Source organism: Thauera sp. JM12B12, from assembly GCF_039614725.1.
Classification (GTDB): Bacteria; Pseudomonadota; Gammaproteobacteria; order Burkholderiales; family Rhodocyclaceae; genus Thauera.
This window is the reverse complement of record NZ_CP154859.1, coordinates 724,610-747,760: the sequence shown is the minus strand read 5'-3', so window position 1 is coordinate 747,760 and position 23,151 is coordinate 724,610. Positions and strand designations below refer to the sequence as shown.

Below are 23,151 nucleotides of genomic sequence, written 5' to 3'. Positions count from 1 at the left end.
CCCCGCCCCGAACAGAAGAACCCACCAGAGAGAACACGCATGTACCAATACGACGAATACGACCAGCGCCTCGTCGATGAGCGCGTCGCACAGTTCGCCGACCAGACGCGCCGCTATCTGGCCGGAGAGCTCAGCGAAGACGAGTTCCGCCCGGTGCGCCTGCAGAACGGCCTTTACATCCAGCGCCACGCACCGATGCTGCGCATCGCCGTGCCCTACGGCAACCTCAACTCGAAGCAGCTGCGCACCCTCGGCCACATCGCGCGCACCTACGATCGCGGCTACGGCCACATCACAACGCGCCAGAACGTGCAGTTCAACTGGCCGCGCCTCGAAGACGTGCCCGAGATCCTCGACCTGCTGGCCAAGGTGCAGATGCACGCCATCCAGACCTCGGGCAACTGCATCCGCAACGTGACCGCCGACCCCTTCGCGGGCGTCGCCGCCGACGAGCGCGTCGATCCGCGCCCATGGTGCGAGATCCTGCGCCAGTGGAGCACCTTCCATCCCGAGTTCGCCTTCCTGCCGCGCAAGTTCAAGATCGCGGTCAATGGCGCGGAGGAAGACCGGGCGGTGATCCAGGTGCACGACATCGGCCTCGACATCGTGCACAACACTGCGGGCGAGCTGGGCTTTCGCGTGCTGGTGGGCGGCGGCCTCGGCCGCACGCCGATCATCGGCGAGGAAGTCGCCGCCTTCGTGCCCTGGCAGCAGATCCTCAACTACTGCGAGGCCGTCCTGCGCGTCTACAACCAGCACGGCCGCCGCGACAACGCCTACAAGGCGCGCATCAAGATCCTGGTGAAGGCGCTCGGCGTGCCCGAGTTCGCGCGCCAGGTCGAGGCGGAGTTCGCCCACCTCAAGGACGGCCCGTCCACGCTCACTCAGGCCGAGATCGAACGCGTCGCAGGACGCTTCAACGACCCGGTGCTGGACGCGCTGGCGCAGGACGCCGGCTATCGCGCCCGGCTTACCGAGGACAAGGCCTTCGCCGCCTGGGCCCGGCGCAACGTGCGTGCCCACCGGGTGAGCGGCTACGCCAGCGTGGTGCTGTCGCTCAAGCCCTACGGCGTGGCACCGGGCGACCTCACCGCCGACCAGTTCGATGCCGTCGCCGAGCTCGCCGACCGCTACAGCTTCGGCGAAGTGCGCAGCACCCACGAACAGAACATCGTGCTCGCCAGCGTGCGCGAGGCCGACCTTCATCGGCTGTGGCAGGACGCGCGCGCGATCGGGCTGGCCACACCCAACATCGGCCTGCTCACCGACATCATCGCCTGTCCGGGCGGGGACTTCTGCGCGCTCGCCAACGCCAAGTCGATCCCGATCGCCAACGCCATCCAGGACCGCTTCGACAACCTCGACTACCTGTTCGACATCGGCGACATCGAGATCAACATCTCCGGCTGCATGAACGCCTGCGGGCACCACCACGTCGGCCACATCGGCATCCTGGGTGTCGACAAGAACGGCGAGGAGTTCTACCAGGTGACGATCGGCGGCAGCCAGGGCAACGACGCCGCGCTCGGCAAGGTGATCGGCCCGTCCTTCGCCGCCGCCGAGATGCCCGACGTGATCACGTCCCTGGTCAACAACTACATCGACCACCGCGAGGAGGACGAGCGCTTCATCGACACCGTGCGCCGCATCGGGGTCGAATCGTTCAAGACCCGCGTCTATGCCGAACGCCAGTCGCAAAGGAAAGCCGCCCATGTCTGACAAGATCATCAAGAACGGCCGCGTCATCGAAGATGCGCGCCTGGTCGTGAGCCTCGCCGAGGGCGAGGTCGCCGCCGATATCGCCGTACCCGCCGGCCGTGTTCTGGTGCCACTTGCCGTCTGGCAGGCGCGCCGCGACGCGCTGCTGGCGCGTGCGCGCAGCGGCGAGGTGGGCGTGTGGCTGGCTGCGGGCGAGGATGCAGCGGCGCTCGCCGATCACCTTCAGGATCTGCAGGTGATCGGCCTGCACTTCCCCAAGTTCACCGACGGCCGCAGCTATTCCGCTGCCACCCTGCTGCGCAAGCGCTACGGCTACCAGGGCGAGCTGCGCGCAATCGGCGAAGTGCTGCGCGACCAGTTCAACTACATGACGCGCTGCGGTTTCGATGCCCTGCAGCCGCGCGCCGACCGCTACACGGACGCCCAGCTCGAGGCGGCCATTGCCAGCATCGACGACTTCACCCAGCCCTACCAGCAGTCGGTGAAACACCCGCTGCCGCTGTTCCGCCGCATCGAGCGCGGCGCCGGTCCGCAGGTGCAGGCATGAACGCGAGCGTGTCGATCCTTCGTCCGGCGGCCGCGAACCCCGCCATCCGTCCGCCCCTGACCGACGCCCTGCGCGCCACCGTCGGCGCCAAGGCCGCCGCAGCGGTCGCCCTGCTGCGCGAGGCCGTGGGCGAGTTCGGCACCAAGGGCGAGCTCGCCTTCGCCAACAGCTTCGGCGCCGAAGACATGGTCCTGACCGACCTGATCCTGTCGCACGAACTACCGATCACCGTCTTCTCGCTCGACACCGGCCGCCTGCCTGCGGAGACCTACAGCCTGATCGGCGAGGTCGAGCGCCGCTACGGCGCGAAGCTCGAGATCTACTTCCCCGACGCCGGCGCGGTCGAGGCCTACGTGCGCGCGCATGGCATCAACGCCTTCTACGACTCGGTCGAGCTGCGCAAGGCCTGCTGCGGCGTGCGCAAGATGGAACCGCTGCGCCGCGCGCTCGCCGGCCGCAAGGCCTGGATCACCGGTCTGCGCGCCGCGCAGTCGGTCACCCGCGCCGGCCTGCCGGTGCGCGAGTTCGACGCCGCGAACGGCCTGGAGAAGCTCAACCCGCTGTCGGACTGGACCGAAACCGAGGTGTGGGCCTATATCCGGATCAACGAGGTGCCCTACAACGCACTCCACGAGCAGTTCTACCCCAGCATCGGCTGCGCGCCCTGCACGCGCGCGATCGCCGTCGGCGAGGACGTGCGCGCCGGCCGCTGGTGGTGGGAGAACCCCGAAACCAAGGAGTGCGGCCTCCATGTCAAGTAAGGACACCTGGCCCGCGAATGCGGCTCACCCCGTGGGAGCGGGCTTGCCCGCGAATGCAGCCCCCGAGCACGCCGAAAATCGCGGGCAAGCCCGCTCCCACAGCACCATCGCCCACCACAGCACTGGCACGCCCCGCCGCAGCCTGCAGTACCGCCTCTGCGCCCTGCGTGCCGGCCTCAAGGCTGCGCTGCGCGCCTTCAGAACGCATCAGATCAAGCATCCGCAACGGTAAAAAACATCATGTCGACGCTGACCAAACAGACGCTGTCCCACCTCGACTGGCTCGAAGCCGAAGCCATCCACATCCTGCGCGAGGTCGCCGGCCAGTGTTCCAACCCGGTGCTGCTGTTCTCCGGCGGCAAGGATTCGATCTGCCTGCTGCGCCTGGCCGAGAAGGCCTTCCGCCCGGGCCGCTTCCCCTTCCCGCTGATGCACATCGACACCGGCCACAACTACAAGGAAGTGACCGACTTCCGCGACAAGCGCGCCGCCGAGCTGGGCGAGCGCCTGATCGTGCGCTCGGTGGAGGACTCGATGGCGCGCGGCACCGTGGTGCTCAAGCACGCGGGCGAGTCGCGCAACAAGCACCAGTCGGTGACGCTGCTGGAGGCGATCGAGGAGTTCGGCTTCGACGCCTGCATCGGCGGCGCCCGCCGCGACGAGGAGAAGGCGCGCGCGAAGGAGCGGATCATGAGCTTCCGCGACGAGTTCGGGCAGTGGGATCCGAAGAACCAGCGTCCCGAACTGTGGAACCTGTACAACGCGCGTTCGCACAAGGGCGAGAACATCCGCGCCTTCCCGATCAGCAACTGGACCGAGCTCGACGTGTGGCAGTACATCCAGCGCGAGCAGCTGGAGCTGCCGTCGATCTACTTCGCGCATGTGCGCCCGGTGGTGCGCAAGAGCGGGCTGCTGCAGCCGGTGACCGAGCTGACGCCGGCCAAGGACGGCGACGTGGTGGAGGAGGTGCTGGTGCGCTTTCGCACCGTGGGCGACATCACCTGCACGGCGCCGGTGGAGTCGGATGCGGATACGGTGGAGAAGATCCTGGCCGAGACGGCCACGACGACGATCACCGAGCGCGGGGCGACGCGGATGGATGATCAGACTTCGGAGGCGTCGATGGAGCAGCGGAAGAAGGAAGGGTATTTCTGAGGGTTTTTTTGGTGGCTTGAGTGTTGGTGCTCGGCGGCTCGCTGCGGGGATGCGCACGGGGTGTTCCTTCCGGGGCTGCGGAACTCGCTTCGCTCGGACAGTCCTCGCCCCTTCAGGAACACCCCGCACGCATCCGGGAATCGTGGGTGCTGCTCAATGGAAGGCAAAACACCGGGGCTGAAGCCGCGCGGAAGTCCGCACCGCAAGCGAGCAAAGCGTTGAGACTCGACGCTGTTTTGGCAGTCGAGCGGCAACAAGGGTAGCCGGGGATGTGCGGGGTATTCGTGAAGGGGCGAGGACTGTCCGAGCCGAGCGAAGCGAAGGTGAGTTCCGCAGCCCCGGAAGGAATACCCCGCGCGTCCCCGGCGGATCGCAAGCCCCAAGCCGCATCACCAACACAGCCTCCCAGCCCAACACCGCACCGCCAGAAAACGCACCGAGCAACGAGCGCCAAACAGAATTTCAAAGCATGAACAAAGGAATCCAAACCATGTCCGCCCTTGAGAACCTCCCCGAGATCGACAACGGCCTGCTGCGCTTCCTCACCTGCGGCAGCGTCGACGACGGCAAGAGCACCCTGATCGGGCGCCTCCTGTTCGACACCAAGACCATCCTCGCCGACACCCTCAACGCCATCGAGAAGACCTCCGCCAAGCGCGGCATGAGCGCGGTCGACCTGTCGCTCCTCACCGACGGCCTCCAGGCCGAACGCGAGCAAGGCATCACCATCGACGTCGCCTACCGCTACTTCTCCACCGGCCGGCGCAAGTACATCATCGCCGACGCCCCGGGGCACGAGCAGTACACCCGCAACATGGTGACCGCCGCCTCCACCGCCAACCTCGCCATCATCCTCATCGACGCGCGGCGCGGCGTGCTCACCCAGACCCGCCGCCACTCCTACCTCGCCAGCCTGGTCGGCATTCCCCACCTGGTGGTCGCGGTCAACAAGATGGACCTGGTCGACTACGACCAGGCCGTGTTCGAGCGCATCAAGGCCGACTACCTCGCCTTCGCCGGCAAGCTCGGCATCAAGGACGTGCGCTTCATCCCCATCTCCGCGCTCGAAGGCGACATGATCGTCGACCGCGGCACCCGCCTCGCCTGGTACGACGGCCCCACGCTGCTCGACATCCTCGAGAACGCCCCCGCCGCCCACACCGAGCAGGCCGAGGACTTCCGCTTCCCGGTGCAGTACGTGTGCCGCCCGCAGGACTCGGCCAACCCCGAGTTGCACGACTATCGCGGCTTCATGGGCCGGGTGGAATCGGGCGAGATCGCCGTCGGCGACGCCGTCACCGTGCTGCCCTCGGGCGCCACCAGCCGCGTCAAGCACATCGAGATCGGCGGTGAGCGCCTGCCGCGCGCCATCCACGAGCAGTCGGTGACGCTGCTGCTGGAAGACGAGATCGACATCTCGCGCGGCGACCTCATCGTCAAGTCGGCCGAGGCCCCGGAGCCGGTCAAGCAGATCGACGCCACCGTGTGCTGGCTGTCCGAGACCCCGCTGTCGCCGGCGCGCACCTACCTCGTCCGCCACACGACGCGCGAGGTCAAGGCCAAGCTCGCCAAGATCGACTACCGCCTGGACGTGAATACGCTGGAACAGGAGGCCACCACCGGCCTGGCGATGAACGACATCGCCCGCGTCACGCTCAAGCTCGCCCAGCCGATCGTCGCCGACCGCTATGCGGACAACCGGGCGACCGGCGCCTTCATCATCATCGACGAGAGCACCAACAACACGGTGGGCGCGGGCATGATCGGCTGACCGACGCAGACCCCGAACGGTTTTGTGTTCGCAAGCGGCGCTGCCGATAATGTCGGCAGCGCCGCTTCTTTTTGTGACCGATGCCCACCTCGCACGCCCCAACCAACGCCGCCCGCACCCGCCTGGACAAATGGCTGTGGGCCGCGCGTTTCTTCAAGCACCGCAGCGCCGCCACCGAAGCGGTCGACGGCGGCAAGATCAAGCTCAACGGCGTCGCGGTGAAGCCCGCACGTGACGTCAAGGTCGGCGACCGGCTCGACATCACCATCGGCGAGGACACACGCACGGTGCTCGTGCGCGCCATCGCCGACAAGCGCGGCTCGGCCACGGTGGCGCAGACGCTGTACGAGGAAACGGCCGAGAGCGTCGAAGCGCGCGCACGCGCCCATGAGCTGCGCAAGTTCGCCGCCGCACCGGGCGCAGACCTCCACGGCCGCCCCACCAAGCGCGACCGGCGGCGGATGGATCGCTTCGGCGGCCATTGAGGCTGGGTGGCGCTGCGAACTTGTTCGCCCGTGCACACTCCGACCGTCAGGAGACGCGTCGCCGTCCGCGGCGACCGAGCGTAGGAGGCCATGGCGATGAGGGCAATTTCCCGAGTGCTGACACGCCGGCTGTGCAGCGTGCTGCTGGTCGCGCTTGCCCTGTCCCTTGCGCTGGCCAACACGCTGACGGCGCAGCAATCCGGAGGCGCGCTCGTGCTCCGGGTGGATGGGGCGATCGGCCCGGCGAGCGCCGACTACATCCACAAGGGCCTGACGCGTGCCGCGGCCAGTGGCGCGCAACTGGTGATCATCGAGATGGACACCCCGGGCGGGCTCGACACCTCGATGCGCGCGATCATCAAGGACATCCTCGCGTCGCCGGTACCGGTCGCCACCTTCGTCGCGCCTGAGGGCGCGCGGGCCGCGAGCGCCGGCACCTACATCCTCTACGCCAGCCACATCGCCGCGATGGCACCCGCAACCAACCTGGGCGCTGCGACGCCGGTGGCGATCGGCATCGGCGGCGCCCAGCCCGGGCGCACGTCGCCCCTCGGCGACGAGTCGGGGCCGGCCGAGGATGCTGACGCAGGGGCGCCCGCTGGCAAGGGCGCAACGCCCGGCGAATCGCAGTCCCCCTCACAGCGCTCGTCGCAACCCGGCGATGCAGGCCACGACCGGGCGACCACGCCGGGAGCCGGGGGCGACAAGACGGACGCTCCCCCGTCAGCAGCGGATCAGCCCGCCACCACCTCGCCCGCAGCAGCGGCAGGGGGGCGGCGCACCCCACCCCCCACCGACGCCATGGCTGCCAAGTCCATGTCCGACGCCAGCGCCTACATCCGCAGCCTGGCCCAGCTGCGCGGGCGCGACGTCGACTTCGCCGAGCGCGCGGTGCGCGAGGCCGCCAGCCTGTCGGCCGAGGAGGCGCTCGCCCGGGGCGTGATCGAGTTCATCGCCATCGACACCGCCGCCTTGCTCGAGCAGCTCGACGGCCGCGAAGTCGCCGTGCTCGACGGCACACGCACGCTCGCCACCGCCGGCGTCGCCATCGAGCGCATGGAACCCGACTGGCGCAACCGCGTGCTCGCCGCGCTCGCCAACCCGCAGGTGGCACTGATCCTGATGATGATCGGCATCTACGGGCTGTTCTTCGAGTTCACCTCGCCCGGCTTCGGCGTGCCCGGCGTGGCGGGCGCGATCTCGCTGCTGGTGGCGCTCTACGCCTTCCAGCTGCTGCCGGTGAACTGGGCCGGCGTGCTGCTGCTGGCGGTCGGCGCCGGGCTGATGCTGGCCGAGGCCTTCCTGCCCAGCTTCGGCGTGCTCGGCGTGGGCGGCATCATCGCCTTCGTCGTCGGCGGCCTGTTCCTGATGGACGCCGACGTGCCGGGCTTCGGCATCCCGCTCGCGCTCATCGTCGGCATGGCGCTCGCCAGCGCCGCCATTCTCATCGCCATCGGCAGCTTCGCCGCGCGCAGCCTGCGCCGGCCGGTGGTCAGCGGCAGCGAGGAGATGCTCGGCGCCCTCGGTGTGGTCGAGCGTGCCACCGACGACGGCGACTTGTGGATCGCGGTGCATGGCGAGCACTGGCGCGCGCGCAGTGCGCAGGCGCTGGCTGCGGGCCAGCCCGTGCGCGTGACCCGCATGAACGGGCTCACCCTGGAGGTCGCCGCGCTCGACACGGCGGACGGCGCAGCGCTCACGCCGGCCTCACCCCACCCGCCTCATTCCTCTCACCTCACCCCCGGGAGCCCACCATGATCCTCGACCTTCAATTCGGGCTTGCCCCGCTGATCCTGCTGCTCATCTTCCTCGTCGTCGCCTCGATCAAGATCCTGCGCGAATACGAGCGCGGCGTCATCTTCCTGCTCGGCCGCTTCTGGAAGGTCAAGGGCCCCGGCCTGGTGATCGTGATCCCCGGCATCCAGCAGATGGTCAAGGTGGACCTGCGCGTGGTGACCATGGACGTGCCCTCGCAGGACGTCATCTCGCGCGACAACGTCTCGGTCAAGGTCAATGCCATCGTGTTCTTCCGCGTCGTAGATCCGGAAAAGGCCATCATCCAGGTCGAGAACTTTCTCATGGCCACCAGCCAGCTCGCCCAGACCACGCTGCGCGCGGTGCTCGGCAAGCACGAGCTCGACGAGATGCTGGCCGAGCGCGAACGCCTCAACCTCGACGTGCAGCAGATCCTCGACGCGCAGACCGACTCCTGGGGCATCAAGGTGGCCAACGTCGAGATCAAGCACATCGATCTCAACGAAAGCATGGTCCGCGCCATCGCCCGCCAGGCCGAGGCCGAACGCGAACGCCGCGCCAAGGTGATCCACGCCGAAGGTGAAAAGCAGGCCGCCCAGGCCCTGCTCGAGGCCGCGCAGATGCTGTCCCAGGAGCCCGCGGCGATGCAGCTGCGCTACCTGCAGACGCTTACCCAGGTGGCGGGCGACAAGAGCTCGACGCTGGTGTTTCCGGTGCCGGTGGATCTGCTGGGCAAGCTGATGGGGCAAAAGGAAGCGCCGCCGCGGGCGTGAGTGCCGCGCGACGATGCTGATCGAGGATAATGCGGACGCCGCGGGAGTCGTGGCTGGCTGTTGGTTGCGCACAAGTACATCTCAAGTATTAGGATTACGAGCGAAACACCCGCAGCCTATTTATACGCACCCGGGTGGGCTGGCGCTGTGGCCTAAATGCGCACCCTCAGCACATCCTTGTAAGAGTCGACGAAACGGGCAACACAATGTCCAACGCAAAAATCAGCTCGATTGTAATTGTCGGCGGCGGAACAGCCGGATGGATGAGCGCGGCACTTCTGGCGCAGGTACTGAAAGGAAGATACGCCATCACTTTGGTGGAAAGCGATGAGATCGGAACCGTAGGGGTTGGGGAGGCAACGATCCCTGTCATACAGCTATTCAATCGCTTGCTGGGGATCAACGAGGCAGAATTCCTTCGCGAGACAGGCGGAACCTTCAAGCTCGGGATCGAATTCATAGACTGGGGACGTCCAGGCGATCGATACATGCATGCATTTGGGCGCTTCGGACATGATGCGCTGCACTTGCCCTTCGATAACTACTGGCAGCGTCTATACCAGTCGGGTAAAGCAGCCGACCTCGCTGAGTACTCGATCAACCGGATGGCTGCGAAGGCCAACCGCTTCATGCATCCAAGGAGCGACCCGCCAAACTCGCCGCTTGCCGACATCGCATATGCTTATCATTTTGACGCTTCACGCTATGCGCGATACCTCCGCAAATACGCCGAAAGCCGTGGCGTACGCCGGATCGAAGGCAAGATCCTGGACGTCAGAAAACGGGGCACCGATGGTCACATCGACGCGCTACTGCTCGATGGAGATCGACTTGTAAGCGGCGACATTTTCATCGATTGCACCGGCTTTCGGGCGCTGCTGATCGAGGGGGCTTTGGAGACCGGTTTCGAGGACTGGTCGCACTGGCTGCCCTGCGATCGCGCGGTCGCCATCCCATGCGCATCATCCGGTCCGCTGACGCCCTACACGCGATCAACCGCGCGCCAAGCCGGATGGCAGTGGAGAATTCCCCTCCAGCACCGCATCGGCAATGGGCACGTCTTCTGTAGCAGCTACATCAGCGAGGACGAAGCCACCGCCACCCTACTCGCACATCTGGACGGGGAAGCGCTGGCTGAGCCGAGGGCGTTACGTTTTAAGACCGGAATGCGCCGACTCGGATGGAACAGGAACGTGGTGGCAGTCGGACTCTCCTCGGGCTTCCTCGAACCCCTGGAGTCGACGAGCATCCACCTGATACAGACAGCGATCACGCGCCTGATAACCTACTTCCCCGATCAGGGCTTCGACGCGCCGGACATCGACGAGTACAACCGCCAGTGCCGGCTCGAATACGAACGCGTGCGCGACTTCATAATCCTTCACTATCACTTGAATCAGAGGACTGATTTTCCATTCTGGCGAAGGTGCAGCAGCATGCAGGTCCCTGGGACATTGCAGCGCAAATTGGCCCTGTATCGCAGTCACGGCAGGCTTGTTCGCGACGATAACGAGTTGTTCGCCGAGGTAGCATGGTTGCAGGTCATGCACGGCCAAGGTCTACGGCCCCGTCATTGCCATCCACTTGCGGAGGTGCCCGAGGAGGGCGAACTCGCACGTCACCTTGATAACATCCGTAGGGTCGTCGCCTCGGTGGTCGAGCGAATGCCCGACCACGCTGAGTACTTGAAGGATTACAGCGCGGCGAAAGCATGATGAGTAATGGCCACTGTCGCAGCCACTCGGGAAGTCATTGCTTACCGCTCAGCAAGGCGGAGACGTGCTCTCTACGGGCAAATGTGGGATCCAGTTCGAGCACCCTCGAAAGGAATGGACCCGCCTCTTCTACATTGCCAGTCTGGGCAAGACTTCTTCCAAGGCAGTACGCTGCCCAAGGATCGCTCGGTGCTGCGGCCGCTACCGCTTTCAACACCTCGATCGCCTCACCGTAACGGCCAAGCTCACTGAGAACACAACCATAGGTGCTCTCGATGATCACGTTGCCGGGGATATTCTTGCGTGCGCGTTCGGCAAGTTCCAGCGTCTCGGGGGATGCGCGCCCGGTCTTCACCTGGAGCATGGCCAGATTATTCGCGGCAAGCGGGTTTTCCGGAGCAAGCGCGAGAACGCGCCTATAGCGACGCTCGGCGTCGCTACTCTTGCCTTCGGCTTCGTCGATGGTGCCCAGCGCAAACACGAGGGGCAATTCCTCACGGTGCTTGATCGCCGCCTCGATGGGCTTTCGTGCCTCAGCCACCTTGTTCTGGCGCAACAGCGCATCACCGAGCGCAGCGTTGAGCTGGGCCGCCTCGTCGGCCGATGGCTTATTACCCAAAGCTTTTCGGTACCAGTGCTCGGCGGCAGATGAGTTGCCCGCTGCGGCGGCGAGCACAGCAAGGCGACGCTCTGCGCTGGGTTGAGCGGGCAGAAGGGCCTGCACACGCTTGAATGCGCCAAGCGCCGCCTCGCCGTCGCCCTGACGAAACTGGAAGCTGCCCAGATGAAACCAGGTCTCGGCTCGCTCAGGTGCAAGCCGAGCACCCTCCTGATAAAGGGCGAGGACCCGTGCCGGTTCGCGCCCCGAAAAATCCAGGAAGCGCGCAAGGTTCAGTGCGGTTACGTAAAGGCCAGGGGCAAGCTCATGCGCCCGCATGAAGGCCTTTTCCGCTTCAGAGAAGTTACCTGTCCGCATCGCCTGCTCGGCGCGCATCATCAGAAAGTGCGGCTGGTCCTTGTACCGATCCTCGACATGCTTGAGTTGCATCTCCGCAGCCGAGCTCTCACCTTTGGCGAGATGCCGAAACATCTTATGCACCGCTTGCATCACTTCTGCAGGGGTGAGGTTAGGATCGCGCCGTTCCGCCGCTTGCCAGAGCGCGACCGCTTCAGCGTCACCGCCGAGGTGAAAAGTAACGGTGCCAAGCGCATGCAAGGCATATTGGTCGCTCGGATTGGTGGTCACCGCCTCACGGAGCCGCTCGCTTTGCTCAAGCAGGATCAGCTCCGGGAGAGATGCCACGTTCTGCTGCGAAAGGCTCTGACGCAACGCTTCGGGAACCACCTCAGGGCTGATGAACTCGGCCATCGAAGAATTCTCAGGCAAGGTGGCAAGCGGAACCGCCTGAGCCTGTAGCGCAGAAAGCGACAACAGCAAGGCAAGCAGAAGCTTTGGAAAGACGCGTTCAGGCATGGGTCAGATCTCACGGATTGGAGGCACTGCTCGACAGCATACCGGGGCCCGGGTCTCTCGCGCAGCCTGGAAAAAAGCGGGCTGCCTCAGGGCAGCCCGCCATCGCGCAAAGCGCATCCTCAGAATCAGGCGCTGCGGCGGCGACGCAGCCAACCCAGACCGAATAGACCACCCGCGATCAGCGCGAGCGAACCCGGTTCGGGAACAGTTCCACCGCCATCGTCAGGCGTGTAATTGACGCGAAGATCGGACAGCACCGGCGTCAGGTTGCTCGAACCCGGCCGCGACAGCGTGGCACGGATTTCGAGGTAACGCCCGCTCAGTCCGATCAGATCTCCGCTGTCGTAGCTGAAGTAGTCAGTCCATGTAAGCATGTCGTCCGAAACCCGCGCTTCAACGAGGATCCCTGTAGTGTCCGGAATCGCGCCTTCATCCTCTTCGTTCCAGAAAAGCTCGTCCCACGACGCCCCCGCGCCACCATCCATCACCTTGCGCCACGTTCCACTGGGATTGGTGGTACCAGCCACCACCGAACCGGTCATGTCGCTGTAGTTGTAAGGCAAAGCGTTGCCCCCAAGCTCGATCGTGAGATCAACCGCACCGAAAGTGCCTGCATTAGGATCAATACGGCTGACGCTGTTCGAGCTGTAGTTGGTAGCCCAGACCTTGCCCTTGCTATCCACCGAGATGCCCATCGGCCCGCTTTCGACGACAATGTTGGCTTTCCAGTTGCCGTCCTTGTCCAGCCGGGTCACGGTATTGGAACCGCTGTTGCCGATCCAAAGATCCCCGTCCGGTGTCACCGCGATGCCACGATTCGACGCTCCGCCAGCGTAGGTCTTGGTCCAGATGAGATTTCCCGCAGAGTCCAACTTGCTAACCGAATTGCTGAGATGAGTGTTGTAGATGTTGCCCTCACCATCCACCGCAAGCCCGTACGATCCACCACCCACTAAATGATCAGTCTGGGTATTCGTAGCTGGATCGTAGCGAGAGAGGCTCGCGTTCCCCCAACCGGCCGACCAAAGCACGCCATTGCCGTCAACCAGCCCACCGTAGCCGCTATTGCTGCCAAGGTTGACGATCGCGCTCTTGGCAGCACCGGTATCACCGTCGATCAACTGGTGCTCCTTGTCACCGTAGCCACCCACCCACACATCATTGTTCTTGTCCACGGCGATGGTGCGCACATTCGTACCGGCGGTGCGCACATACAACGAAACGGCGGAATCCGCGGCTGTGCTGGTGCCGCCGTTCGTATCGGCACCGCCGGCGTTGGTCCAGTCGAGAACGTTGAAGTTGCTCCCGTTCCAGACGCCGGTGGAAGTCGTTCCGGTAGGCGTCGCAGACAGCTTGACCACCGACCCCTGCCCTCCACTACCTTGCGCCCGGTTACCAACCCATACGTCACCGTTCTGGTCGACCGTCGTCCGCGAGGGGTCAGCGGGCTGACCCTGCGGTGCCGTCCGGTACTCACCATAGACCGCCCCGCTTCCGGCAGCCGATTCCGCAAGGGTGACGCGTCCATCGGCATCGACATGGTCAGTATTGATGCGCACCGCGGTGTTGCGACCAGACAGCGCCACCCAGATGTGATTGAAAGGCGTCAGAACGACGTCATTCAGCCTGACATGCCCATCACCTGTCGAGGGCGGAGGCTCTCCGTTGGTATTCGTCAACACGCCAGATGACCAATCGGCTGTGGTGGTAAAGGTAAAGGAAGCAGCCCACGACGTATTTGCCGCCATCATGCCTGCCGCTACCAGAGCACAGCACAGAACCTTCTGGCGTGTGCCAGTTCGCTGACTTGCGGTTGAATTGCGCATCATTTTTCTCCCGAGATAAGCGGACACTCTGCCGCATCGCTCTCCTAATGGACGCAGGAACATTGGAGCAAGCGACATATCCAGTGCTCACCTAGCATCAGGTGTGCCAATCTACGGAAACAATAAAAGATCTTTTTTAAATCATGCACTAAGAAGTTACCCTACCGGAAAACCTTGCTGCTTTTAGAAGTGTTGTGTAAAAAAATTCGACACGGCTGCGGCGGTGAGCAAAGTGGCTGAGCGTACGGCCGACTTGTACAGCCCACTCGAAAGCCTCACTCCTCCATCGGCCTGAAAACCCACTCCGCATAGCTCGTCGCACTCCCCGCCACATCGCCCAGTTCAGGCGGAAAGCCCTCGCGCCGGATCGGCGTCTGCGTCGACAGGCTGTGCACCGCGAGGATCGCGTTGCCGTCGCGCTCGATGCCCCACTCAGCCTTGCCGGTCATTGGGTCGCGATAGACCTTGCGCAGGTGGCGACGCGGGGTTGGCCAGCGCTTGTCCTCGACGAGCTGGGCGAACTCGGTGGGGCGGGATGGGGTGCCGACCGGGGTTTCGCGCGCGTAGCTGGCGAGCGCGCGTGCGATCTCGACGCCGACGGCGATCAGCTCGGCCTCGCGCTCGCGCTGGGCCACCTGCTGCCACACCACGCCGGTGCGCGCCACGACCAGGCCCATGCCGGCGACCAGGAACATCACCAGCAGGTAGGTATAGCCGCGCTGGCCGGACCGCAGGCCCATCGCGCTACCACTCGGCAAAGGGCCGGCCGTCGCGGCCGCTGCCGCGCGCGCCGCTGCGCACGTCCCATACCCCGCTGTCGGCGGGGTCGGGCGGCGGCACCAGCTCCCAGGTCTCGGCCGACTCGGTGATCGGGTCCACCGGCAGCTTGCGCAGGTAGCGCTTCTCGACCAGCTCGTTGAGCGTGGCAGGGTACTTGCCGGTGTCGGCGCGGAACTTGTCGATGGCGTCGCGCATGACCCCGAGCGACTGCGCGAGCGCCTTCTCGCGCGCGGTGTCGACCTGGCCGAAGTAGCGCGGCGCGGCGATGCTGAGCAGGGTGGCGACGATCGCCATCACCACCAGCAGCTCGATCAGGGTGAAGCCGCGGCGCAGCGCCAGCGGGACGAAGCGGGTCATGCGCTCACCATTCCTTGTAGGGCACGCCGTTGAGCCCGGTGCGCTCGGACAGCGAGTACACGTCGTACACGTCCTGTCCCTCGCGCGGCGCATCCGGCGGACTGGCGTAGCTGCGCAGGCCCCAGGTGCGCTCGGGTTCGACGCTCGGGTCGATGTGCAGCGGGTCGCGCGGCACCCGGCGCAGGAAGTAGATGCGCCGGCCCTCCTCGTCCTTGATGTCGGGCACGCCCTCGACCAGCGCGCGCAGCCTGGGCGGATAGCCCGAGGCGCCACTCTTCTGCTCGATGCGGCCTTCATCGTAGGCGGCCTTGTAGGCGTCGAGCGCGTTGCGGATCTGGCGCAGTGCGGTGCGCAGCTCGGCCTCCTTGCTGCGTTGAGCGGCGAGCTCGGCCAGGGGCATCACCCCGGCGGCGAGCACGCCGATGATCGCAACGGTGACCACCAGCTCGATCAGCGTGAAGCCGCGCGCCTGCCGGGTCATCGGGAAACGCTTCGCCAAGGCCGCGTCACGGCGCCAGCAGCTGCACCGCCGCAGCCCCCGAAGCCGGGATCGGCACCTGACGCCCGCCGAGGTCGAAGATGAGGCCGTTGAGGCGCACGTTGGCCGTGCCGGTCGCACCTTCCTTGACCTTGAAGCCGATCGGCACCGTCGTCGGCAGGTTGCCCGCCGGCAGCGCGGTGCTGGCCTGGCCGCTCTCCGAGGGCGCAAAGCCCACCGGGTCCAGGCGCTCGGCATCGTAGTCGAACTCGACCAGCACGCCATTGTGGCCGCCCGCGCCGTCGAGCTTGAGCGACAGCGTCAGCGTGCCGCCGGCCACCGCGCTCTCGGGCGCCGCGAGGTCGACGACCACGCTGCCGGGGTCGATCTCGGCCTCGCCGGAAGGCAGCAACGGCCTGGCTGCCGCCGTGACCGCAGTGGCTGCAGCGGCGGCGACGCCCGGCTGGCCGGTGCCGCTCACGAGCAGGCTCTGCGCCGCCATCGGCCCGATGCGCAACGGCGGCGCGCCGACCAGGGCCTCGGTGCCGGCGGCAAGATCATCGCGGGTGAAGGCGGGCGCGACGATGTTGCGCACGATGCGCGGGGTGATCAGCAGCACGATCTCGGTGCGCGCCGCCTGGTCGCGTTCGGACGAGAACAGGCGCCCCACCACCGGCAGGTCGCCCAGGCCGGGCAGACGCAGGTTGCTGCCGCGCTCCTCGTCGTTGATCAGGCCGGCGAGAACCTGGGTCTCGCCGTGCTTGAGGCGCAGCGTGGTCGCCGCGCTGCGGGTGCCGATCTGGTAGGCGAGCGAACCCTCCGGCCCGGGCACCTCGCGCACGATGTTGCTGACCTCGAGCGCGACCTTGATCGCGACCTCGTCGTCCAGCGTCACGCTGGGCTGGACGTCGAGCTTGAGGCCGACATCCAGATAGCTGACCGAGGCCGCCACACCGACGTTGGCGGTGGAGGTGGTGGTGAACACCGGCACCTTCTCGCCGATATGCACCTTGGCCTCGGCACGGTTCTTGACCCGGATGCGCGGGTTGGCAAGGAGCGTGGTGTCGCCGTCCTCGGCGCGCAGGCGCAGCACCGCGGCGGGATTCGACACGAAGGGCACCAGGCCGCCGGTGTTGTTGAGGTTGATCACGCCATCGCGCAGCTCGCCGACGTTCTGGCCGTCGATCGCCCCCCAGCCGATCTCCTGCGGAAACTCGAGGCCGATCTGGCGCAGCTTGCTGCGGCTCACCTCCAGCACCTCGACCTCGAGCATGACCTCCGGCTCGGCGACGTCGAGCGAGGCGATCAGACGTTCGGCCAGGCGCATCGCCTCGGGGGTGTCCTTGATGACCAGCAGGTTGAGCTTCTCGTCGATGAACACGTCGCGCGTCTTCACCACCTGCTTGATCAGGTTGAGCGCCTGCTTCACGTCGGCGTTGGCGAGGTAGAAGCTGCGCGACACCAGCTCCTGGTATTCGCGCTGCTTGGCGGGCGTGGCCGGGTAGATCAGCACCGAGTTGGCGTTGAGCAGCTTGCGGTCGATCTGCTGGGTCGCGGTGAGCAGCTTGATGACCTCGTCGACCGAGGTGTCGCGCACGAAGATGCTCACCAGCGCGTCGTCGCGCACGTCGCTGTCGAACACGAAGTTGAGCCCGGCCGCGCGCGACAGCGCCTCGAACACCACGCGCAGCGGGGCGTCGCGGAACTGCAGGTTCACCTTCTTCGCCAGCGGCCCGGCGAGCGCCTCGACCGGGCGGGCGAGCAGGCGGCGCTCGTCGAGTTCGCGCAGCAGGCGGCGGGCGCGGGTGTTGGCGGGCGCTTCGGCCAGCACCGAGCGCACCAGGCGCTCGGCGTTGGCGCTGTCGCCACGGGCATAGGCGGCCTCGGCCTCGTCCAGACGCTGCAGGCGACGGCGTTCGTCGACGAGGGTGTCGAGCCCGGTGCGCGCACGCGCGTTGGCAGGATCGATGCTCAGCGTCTCGCGATACAGGCGCTCGGCCTGCTCGAACTGCGCGAACGCGCGCGCACGCTCGGCCTCGTTGAGCCAGCCGAGCGCGAGCGCATCGCGGCGGGCGAGGTAGCGCGCGCGCAGGTCGGCATTGCGCGGTTCGGCCACCACCGCCTCGCCAAGACGGCGCAGTTCGGCGATCGGATCCGTTTCCACGCCCGCGTCGTGCGGCATCGGCGGCAGCGGCGTGGCACAGCCGGCAAGCAGCCCGGCGGCAGCGAGCGCCACCGCGCGCAGCGCATGCAGCCTGTTCAGTCGGGATGTCTTCATGTCTTCAGTCCTGCCCGGTCTCGAGCACCTGCCGCTGCTGCATCGGCAGGTAGGTGAATTCGATCTGCGTCGGCGTCACGCGCTCGACGCGGTAGCGCTCTCCGATGCGCTCGCGGACGCCCACCAGATGCAGCTGCTCGCCTTCCATGAGCATCACGGTGCGACGGCCACCGCGTTCGATGCTGCCGATGAATGTGAAGGGCAGCGGCGGAGCGCTCGGCGCGACGGCGAGCGCGGTCCCTTGCTCTGGCTGCGTCCGGGCGCCTGCCGAAGGCTGCAGCAGGTCGGATGCGGACGCCGGCCAGGGTTCGCGGACGATCGCGAGCTCCCCGGCAGTCTGCGCTCCAGCCTCGCCTGCGCGGTCGCGCGCAGGCCCGGATGCGGACACGGGCGCACGCGCGGAACGGACGACGGGCGCCGCCACCTCGGCCTCGCCAGCGTCCTCGACCCGCGCAGCCCACCACGTCGCCGCGAGGGTGGCGACCAGCGCCGCCGCCAGACCCCACTGTCGCGGCTTCATGGCGCCCCCCGATTCACGAACACCAGCAGGCGCAGCTCGCCCTCGACGAAGCCGCTGCGCGCATCGGCGCGGCGCAGCGCGATCGACTCGAGCGCCACGTGCGGCGCGGTGGCGATGAGCTCGGAGAGCCAGCCGTAGAGCGCGCCGTACTCGGCTCGCACCGGCAGGCTCAACGCGACGCGCAGCAGCGGTGCGCCGGCCTCGTCGCTGACGCGGTAGTCGCTGCGATCGACGTCGATCCCGTGCGTCTCCGCCTGCACCTGAAGCTCAGCGAGGAGCGCCGGCAGCGCGCTGCGCTGCGGGAAGCCCTGGTAGAAGGCCTGCAGCGTCTGGCGGTCGATGCCGGCCGGCACCGCGCGCGCCGGTGCATCGCCACCGAGCAGCGCCGCGCGCTCGGCCGCGAGCGCGGCTCGACGGGTCTCGAGGTCGCTCGCCGCGCGATGGTCGACTGCCACGGCGAGCGCGAGAAGCAAGCCGCCCGCCGCCCCCGCCCAGCCGGCGCCGCGGAGGGCCCGGCGCACGGTCTCGCGCAAACGCAGCATGCGCTTCATGGGGCGATCCTCCAGTGCGCGGTGAGGATGAAGCGCACCACCATCTGCGGCCCCTGCACCACCCATTCGTGGCTGTCGATGCGCGCCTCGCGCAGCGCCCCCGCGCGCTGCAGGTTCTCCAGGTAGGCGAACGCCGCCTCGACCGATTGCGCCTCGCCGGTGATGCGCAGCGTGCCGCGCCCGGCGTCGCCCTGCAGGTCGAGCACCGCCACCTCGGCGAGGCGGGCGCGGTCGAGCTCGGTGAATAGCGCCGCCCAATCCGCATTGAGCACGCCGGCGACACGCTGCGCGGGCTCGCGCTCTTCAGGCGGGGCCGGCGTACCGGCGCGCGCCGCCTGCTGCGGGCGTGCGTCGCGCAGCTCCACGCGCAGCCTTGCGGTGAGCGCCTCGCGTTCGGCAAGCTCGGCGTGCGCGACCTGCCAGTCGTAGACCGCGAGACCGAGCGCCCCCGCGCCGATCGCGAGCAAGAGCCAGCCGAGCAGTCGCGGCCGGCGGCGACGCGGCGGCGCGAAATCGAGATCGACCGTGGCAGGGGCATTGGCGAAGAGCTTCATGTCGCCGGCCCCAGGTCCACCCGCCGCCAGGCTGCGGGCAGCTCGCCGGCGAAGCCCGCGGCATAGACCACGCCCCCCGGTTGCGCGCGCGCCGCGCCCTGCGCGGTCGGGCGGGCGTCGGGAGCGGCGTCGCGCATCCACGCCTCGAGCATCAGGCGCAGCGCCGCGGCGCCGTCGTCGCGCACCGCCTGGCTGCGTACACCGGCCCACGCTCCACCGGCCCACATGCCGACCGTGAGGCGGCCGTCACGCAGCAGGGCAAGTGCAGCCCGCGCGCCATCGGCCTCGTCGAAGCGCCGGCGCAGGGTGTTGTAGGCGGTGATGAACTCTCCGGAAATGCCATCGAGCACGCAGCCATGGCGCGCGGCGAACCCCTGCACCGCGGCCACCACGGGAGCGGGCGCCGCGCACGCGAGCGCCGGCAGATCGTGCGCGTCGCGGTCCGCTGCCAGCACCCAGTCGGGGCTGGCGATGCCGTGCACCTCGGCGAAACGATGGGCGAGGAAGGCTGCACGTTCGGCCGCGCTGCGCACACCCTGGGGCCAGCGCACCACCAGGTAGCGCAGCCAGGCATCGGCGAGCCGCACGCGCAGACGCCTGCCGCGCAAGCCGCCCGCGGGCTGCAGGCGCTCGAGCGCCGCAGCCGGCGCCGCGCCATCCAGGGCACAGCGTACCTGGCCGCCGGGTTCCTGCAGCACCCAGGCCTCGCGCTCGAGCCGCAGCAAGGTCTCAGCCGTGGAGCGTGACACGGTTCAGTTCCTCCAGCGTGGTCTCGCCTGCGGCGACCAGTTCGATCACCGCCGCGCGCAGGTTGCGGAAGCCGCGCCGCGCCGCCGCCTCGCGCACGGCGCGCGCCGGCGCGCGGGCGAGGATCAGCTCGCGCACCTCGTCGTCGAGCAGCAGCACCTCGGCCACCGCGCGCCGGCCGCGATAGCCCGAGCCGCGGCAGTGGCCGCAGCCGTGGCCGGCGCGGAAGCGGAAGGCGGACACGTCGCCAAGCCCGGAGTCGGCCACCAGCGCGGGATCGGGCACGACATCCTCGCTGCAGTGCGGGCAGTTGATGCGCACCAGGCGCTGGGCAAGCACGCCATTCAAGGCGGCGACCAGGTTGTAGGGGTCGATGCCCATGTGCATGAAGCGGCCGATGACGTCGAAGACGTTGTTGGCGTGCACCGTCGTATAGACGAGGTGGCCGGTGAGCGCGGCCTGGATGGCGATCTCGGCGGTCTCGCCGTCGCGGATCTCGCCGACCATGATGCGGTCGGGGTCGTGGCGCAGGATGGAGCGCAGACCGCGCGCGAAGGTCAGGCCCTTCTTCTCGTTCACCGGGATCTGCAGCACGCCGGCGAGCTGGTATTCCACCGGGTCCTCGATCGTGATGACCTTGTCGGTGCCGCGGTTGGTCTCGCCCAGCACCGCGTACAAGGTGGTGGTCTTGCCGCTGCCGGTGGGGCCGGTGACGAGGAGCATGCCGTAGGGCTCGTTGGCGAGCCGCCGCAGCACGCGGCGCGCCTCGGCGTCGAAGCCGAGCACTTCCAGGCTGAGTCCGCTCATCTCGCGGCTCAGGTGCTCCTTGTCGAGCACGCGCAACACGGCGTCCTCGCCATGGATGCTGGGCATGATGGAGACGCGGAAGTCGATCTCGCGCCCGCCCGCCTGGGCCTTGAAGCGGCCGTCCTGCGGCACGCGGCGCTCGGCGATGTCGAGCTCGGCCATCACCTTCAGGCGCGAAATGGCTTGCTCGGCCAGATCCGCCGCCGACACCGTGCCGACGCGCGACAGCACGCCGTCGATGCGGTACTTGATGACCAGGCCGCCCGGCTGCGATTCGAGGTGGATGTCACTGGCGCCCTGCTTGAGCGCGTCGTACAAGGTGGAGTTCACCAGCTTGACCACCGGGCTGGCGCCGGCGGTGATGCGCTGCAGCGACAGGTCCTCGACCTCGCCGCCACCGCCCGTGCCCTGGCGCTCCTCGTCGAGACCGGCGGCGCGGCGCACCTGGTCCTCGTGGCGGGCGAGGCAGGCGGAGAGGTCGTCGCGATCGGCGATCGCCAGCTCGAAGGGTTCGATCAGGCGCGCGGCCAGGCCATCGAGCAGGTCGTTGTCGAAGGGGTTGGCGAGCACCAGCACGAGGCCGCCGGCCTCGTCGCGCAGGGCGACGCACTCGTGGCGCACCGCGGTCTCGAAGCCGACCGCGGCAAAGTCGGGCGTGCGCGCCATCAGCATGGCATGACCGAGCACCGGCAGGCCGCAGGTGGCGGCGATGCGGTCGAGGCGCTCGGCGGGGTCGGGCACGCGCTCGGCCAGCGCGTCGAGCAGGCGGCTGCCGGCAGTGCGCGCGGCGGCCAGTTCGGCTGCCGAGAATGCCTGGGCCGGGGGCAGACGCGATCCCGCCCGGGCGCGCGGTTCGGGCGCCGTGGTGGCCGCCAGGGCGAGCGCGGGCTCGTGGCGGGTATCGGGCACGGCGCTCATCCGATGCTCTCCGCAAGCTGGAAGATGGGCAGGTACATCAGCACCACGATCAGGCCGATCGCGCCGCCGATCACCAGCATCAGCACCGGGCCGAACAGGCGGGTAAGCCATTCGATCTCGCGCGCGGTGTCTTCTTCGTGGAACTCCGCCGAACGGGTGAGCATCTCGCCGAGATTGCCGGCGCGCTCGCCCACCGCGAGCATGCGCTGCGCGACCGGCGTCGCCAGCCCGCAGGCGGCGAGCGTGGCGGTGAAGGGCTGGCCCTCGCGCACGCGCTCGATCGCGCCTTCAAGGCTGGCGCGCAGGGTCGGCGACAGCAGCCCGGACACCATGCGCAGCGCGGCCACCGCCGGGATGCCGCCCGACAGCAGCATGCCGAGCGTGCGGTAAAAGCGCGCGAGCTCGAAGGCGCGCAGGCGCTCGCCGATACCCGGCGTGCGCCAGGCCTGGCGGCCGACCGCCGCCCACACCGCGTCGCTGCGGGCGGCCAGCGCCAGTGCGGCGATCACGGCCAGCAGCACGCCCCCCATAGCCAGCGCATGGGCCTCGACCAGGCGCCCCCAGTCGAGCAGCAGCTGCGACAGCCAGGGCAGGTCGTTGCCGACGTCTTCATAGATGTGCGAGAAGCGCGGCACCACGTAGCCAAGCAGGAACAGGACGACCAGCCCGCCGACGCCGACCAGCAGCGCCGGATAGATCGCCGCGCTGACGAGCTTGCTGCGCAGGCTGTCGACCTGTTGCTGGTAGGCCACGTAGCGCTCGAGCGCGCGCTCGAGGTCGCTGGTGCGTTCGGCGGCGCGGATCATGGCGACGTAGAGATCGGGAAAGGCCTGCGGCGCGCGCTCGAGCGCGCGCGAAAGCGGTTGCCCCTCGCGCAGCGCGGCAACGAGGTCGGACAGCACGCTGCGCACCGGCGCGCGCGTCTCCTTCTCGGAGAGCGCGCCCACCGCCTCGGCGAGCGGGATGCCTGCACGCAACAGGGCGAGCAGTTCCTGGTTGAACAGAAGGAGCGGAAAGCGGCCGCGCGCACCAGTGCGCCCTGCGCGCGCCAGCGACAGCACGACCAGCCCGCGCGCCGCAGCCAGGCTGCGCGCCTCGACCTCGGACGGGGCGTCGAGCTCGGTCTCGACCACCCGGGCATCGGAGGCGACCGCCCTGACCCGATAGCGCATGAGAGCCT

21 protein-coding genes are annotated in these 23,151 nt (G+C 67.8%); 9 read left to right on the top strand and 12 right to left on the bottom strand.

Features of this window, described 5'->3' with window-relative positions:
* Nucleotides 1-39: 39 nt before the first annotated feature.
* The 9 genes from AAG895_RS03305 (at nucleotide 40) to AAG895_RS03265 (ending at nucleotide 10,681) form a co-directional block, all read left to right on the top strand.
* Nucleotides 40-1,719: a nitrite/sulfite reductase gene (locus tag AAG895_RS03305; RefSeq protein ID WP_345794143.1), complete on the top strand. Its 1,680-nt coding sequence runs from the start codon at nucleotides 40-42 to the stop codon at nucleotides 1,717-1,719.
* Nucleotides 1,712-2,266: a DUF934 domain-containing protein gene (locus AAG895_RS03300; RefSeq protein WP_345794142.1), complete on the top strand. Its 555-nt coding sequence runs from the start codon at nucleotides 1,712-1,714 to the stop codon at nucleotides 2,264-2,266. Before AAG895_RS03305 ends, AAG895_RS03300 begins: the two co-directional genes overlap by 8 nt.
* The gene (locus AAG895_RS03295) at nucleotides 2,263-3,027 is read left to right on the top strand and encodes a phosphoadenylyl-sulfate reductase (RefSeq protein ID WP_345794141.1); all 765 of its coding nucleotides are present in this window, start codon (nucleotides 2,263-2,265) and stop codon (nucleotides 3,025-3,027) included. The genes AAG895_RS03300 and AAG895_RS03295 overlap by 4 nt, the downstream gene beginning before the upstream one ends.
* A 240-nt stretch (nucleotides 3,028-3,267) precedes the next feature.
* A complete protein-coding gene (gene cysD, locus AAG895_RS03290) occupies nucleotides 3,268-4,182 on the top strand; it encodes a sulfate adenylyltransferase subunit CysD (RefSeq protein WP_345794140.1) in 915 nt (304 codons plus the stop codon).
* A gap of 490 nt (nucleotides 4,183-4,672) precedes the next feature.
* Nucleotides 4,673-5,953 carry a sulfate adenylyltransferase subunit CysN gene (gene cysN / locus AAG895_RS03285; RefSeq protein WP_345794139.1) on the top strand — a complete coding sequence of 427 codons (1,281 nt, stop codon included), beginning with the start codon at nucleotides 4,673-4,675 and terminating at the stop codon, nucleotides 5,951-5,953.
* An 80-nt stretch (nucleotides 5,954-6,033) separates the two neighbouring features.
* Nucleotides 6,034-6,438 carry an RNA-binding S4 domain-containing protein gene (locus tag AAG895_RS03280; protein WP_345794138.1) on the top strand — a complete coding sequence of 135 codons (405 nt, stop codon included), beginning with the start codon at nucleotides 6,034-6,036 and terminating at the stop codon, nucleotides 6,436-6,438.
* Nucleotides 6,439-6,534: 96 nt separating this feature from the next.
* On the top strand, nucleotides 6,535-8,196 hold the full coding sequence (locus tag AAG895_RS03275; RefSeq protein ID WP_345794137.1) for a nodulation protein NfeD: 1,662 nt from the start codon (nucleotides 6,535-6,537) through the stop codon (nucleotides 8,194-8,196).
* Nucleotides 8,193-8,966 carry a slipin family protein gene (locus AAG895_RS03270; protein ID WP_345794136.1) on the top strand — a complete coding sequence of 258 codons (774 nt, stop codon included), beginning with the start codon at nucleotides 8,193-8,195 and terminating at the stop codon, nucleotides 8,964-8,966. Before AAG895_RS03275 ends, AAG895_RS03270 begins: the two co-directional genes overlap by 4 nt.
* A gap of 206 nt (nucleotides 8,967-9,172) precedes the next feature.
* On the top strand, nucleotides 9,173-10,681 hold the full coding sequence (locus AAG895_RS03265) for a tryptophan halogenase family protein (protein ID WP_345794135.1): 1,509 nt from the start codon (nucleotides 9,173-9,175) through the stop codon (nucleotides 10,679-10,681).
* 34 nt (nucleotides 10,682-10,715) lie between these two features.
* On the opposite strand, the gene AAG895_RS03260 is transcribed toward AAG895_RS03265, so the two are convergent.
* The 12 genes from AAG895_RS03260 to AAG895_RS03205 all read right to left on the bottom strand — a co-directional run bounded on the left by AAG895_RS03260 (nucleotide 10,716) and on the right by AAG895_RS03205 (nucleotide 23,143).
* Complete coding sequence (locus AAG895_RS03260) at nucleotides 10,716-12,155, bottom strand: tetratricopeptide repeat protein (RefSeq protein ID WP_345794134.1); 1,440 nt, start codon at nucleotides 12,153-12,155, stop codon at nucleotides 10,716-10,718.
* A gap of 125 nt (nucleotides 12,156-12,280) precedes the next feature.
* Nucleotides 12,281-13,984, bottom strand: coding sequence for a PEP-CTERM sorting domain-containing protein (locus tag AAG895_RS03255; protein ID WP_345794133.1), 1,704 nt, complete (start codon nucleotides 13,982-13,984; stop codon nucleotides 12,281-12,283).
* 272 nt (nucleotides 13,985-14,256) lie between these two features.
* Entirely contained in the window at nucleotides 14,257-14,721 is a 465-nt protein-coding gene (locus tag AAG895_RS03250) for a type II secretion system protein (RefSeq protein WP_345794132.1), read from the bottom strand.
* A 4-nt stretch (nucleotides 14,722-14,725) separates the two neighbouring features.
* A complete protein-coding gene (locus AAG895_RS03245) occupies nucleotides 14,726-15,118 on the bottom strand; it encodes a prepilin-type N-terminal cleavage/methylation domain-containing protein (RefSeq protein ID WP_345794131.1) in 393 nt (130 codons plus the stop codon).
* 4 nt (nucleotides 15,119-15,122) lie between these two features.
* Complete coding sequence (locus AAG895_RS03240; RefSeq protein WP_345795361.1) at nucleotides 15,123-15,599, bottom strand: type II secretion system protein; 477 nt, start codon at nucleotides 15,597-15,599, stop codon at nucleotides 15,123-15,125.
* A 25-nt stretch (nucleotides 15,600-15,624) separates the two neighbouring features.
* Nucleotides 15,625-17,874, bottom strand: a complete 2,250-nt coding sequence (locus AAG895_RS03235) for a secretin N-terminal domain-containing protein (RefSeq protein WP_345794130.1) — start codon at nucleotides 17,872-17,874, stop codon at nucleotides 15,625-15,627.
* 4 nt (nucleotides 17,875-17,878) lie between these two features.
* On the bottom strand, nucleotides 17,879-18,394 hold the full coding sequence (locus tag AAG895_RS03230) for a hypothetical protein (RefSeq protein WP_345794129.1): 516 nt from the start codon (nucleotides 18,392-18,394) through the stop codon (nucleotides 17,879-17,881).
* Nucleotides 18,391-18,945 (bottom strand): hypothetical protein, encoded by a 555-nt coding sequence (locus AAG895_RS03225; protein WP_345794128.1) that lies wholly within the window; start codon nucleotides 18,943-18,945, stop codon nucleotides 18,391-18,393. The genes AAG895_RS03230 and AAG895_RS03225 overlap by 4 nt, the downstream gene beginning before the upstream one ends.
* A complete protein-coding gene (locus AAG895_RS03220) occupies nucleotides 18,942-19,499 on the bottom strand; it encodes a PilN domain-containing protein (RefSeq protein ID WP_345794127.1) in 558 nt (185 codons plus the stop codon). Before AAG895_RS03220 ends, AAG895_RS03225 begins: the two co-directional genes overlap by 4 nt.
* Complete coding sequence (locus AAG895_RS03215; RefSeq protein ID WP_345794126.1) at nucleotides 19,496-20,248, bottom strand: hypothetical protein; 753 nt, start codon at nucleotides 20,246-20,248, stop codon at nucleotides 19,496-19,498. The genes AAG895_RS03220 and AAG895_RS03215 overlap by 4 nt, the downstream gene beginning before the upstream one ends.
* Nucleotides 20,229-21,971 (bottom strand): GspE/PulE family protein, encoded by a 1,743-nt coding sequence (locus AAG895_RS03210; protein ID WP_345794125.1) that lies wholly within the window; start codon nucleotides 21,969-21,971, stop codon nucleotides 20,229-20,231. Before AAG895_RS03210 ends, AAG895_RS03215 begins: the two co-directional genes overlap by 20 nt.
* Entirely contained in the window at nucleotides 21,968-23,143 is a 1,176-nt protein-coding gene (locus tag AAG895_RS03205; protein WP_345794124.1) for a type II secretion system F family protein, read from the bottom strand. The genes AAG895_RS03210 and AAG895_RS03205 overlap by 4 nt, the downstream gene beginning before the upstream one ends.
* Between the last annotated feature and the right edge of the window lie 8 nt (nucleotides 23,144-23,151).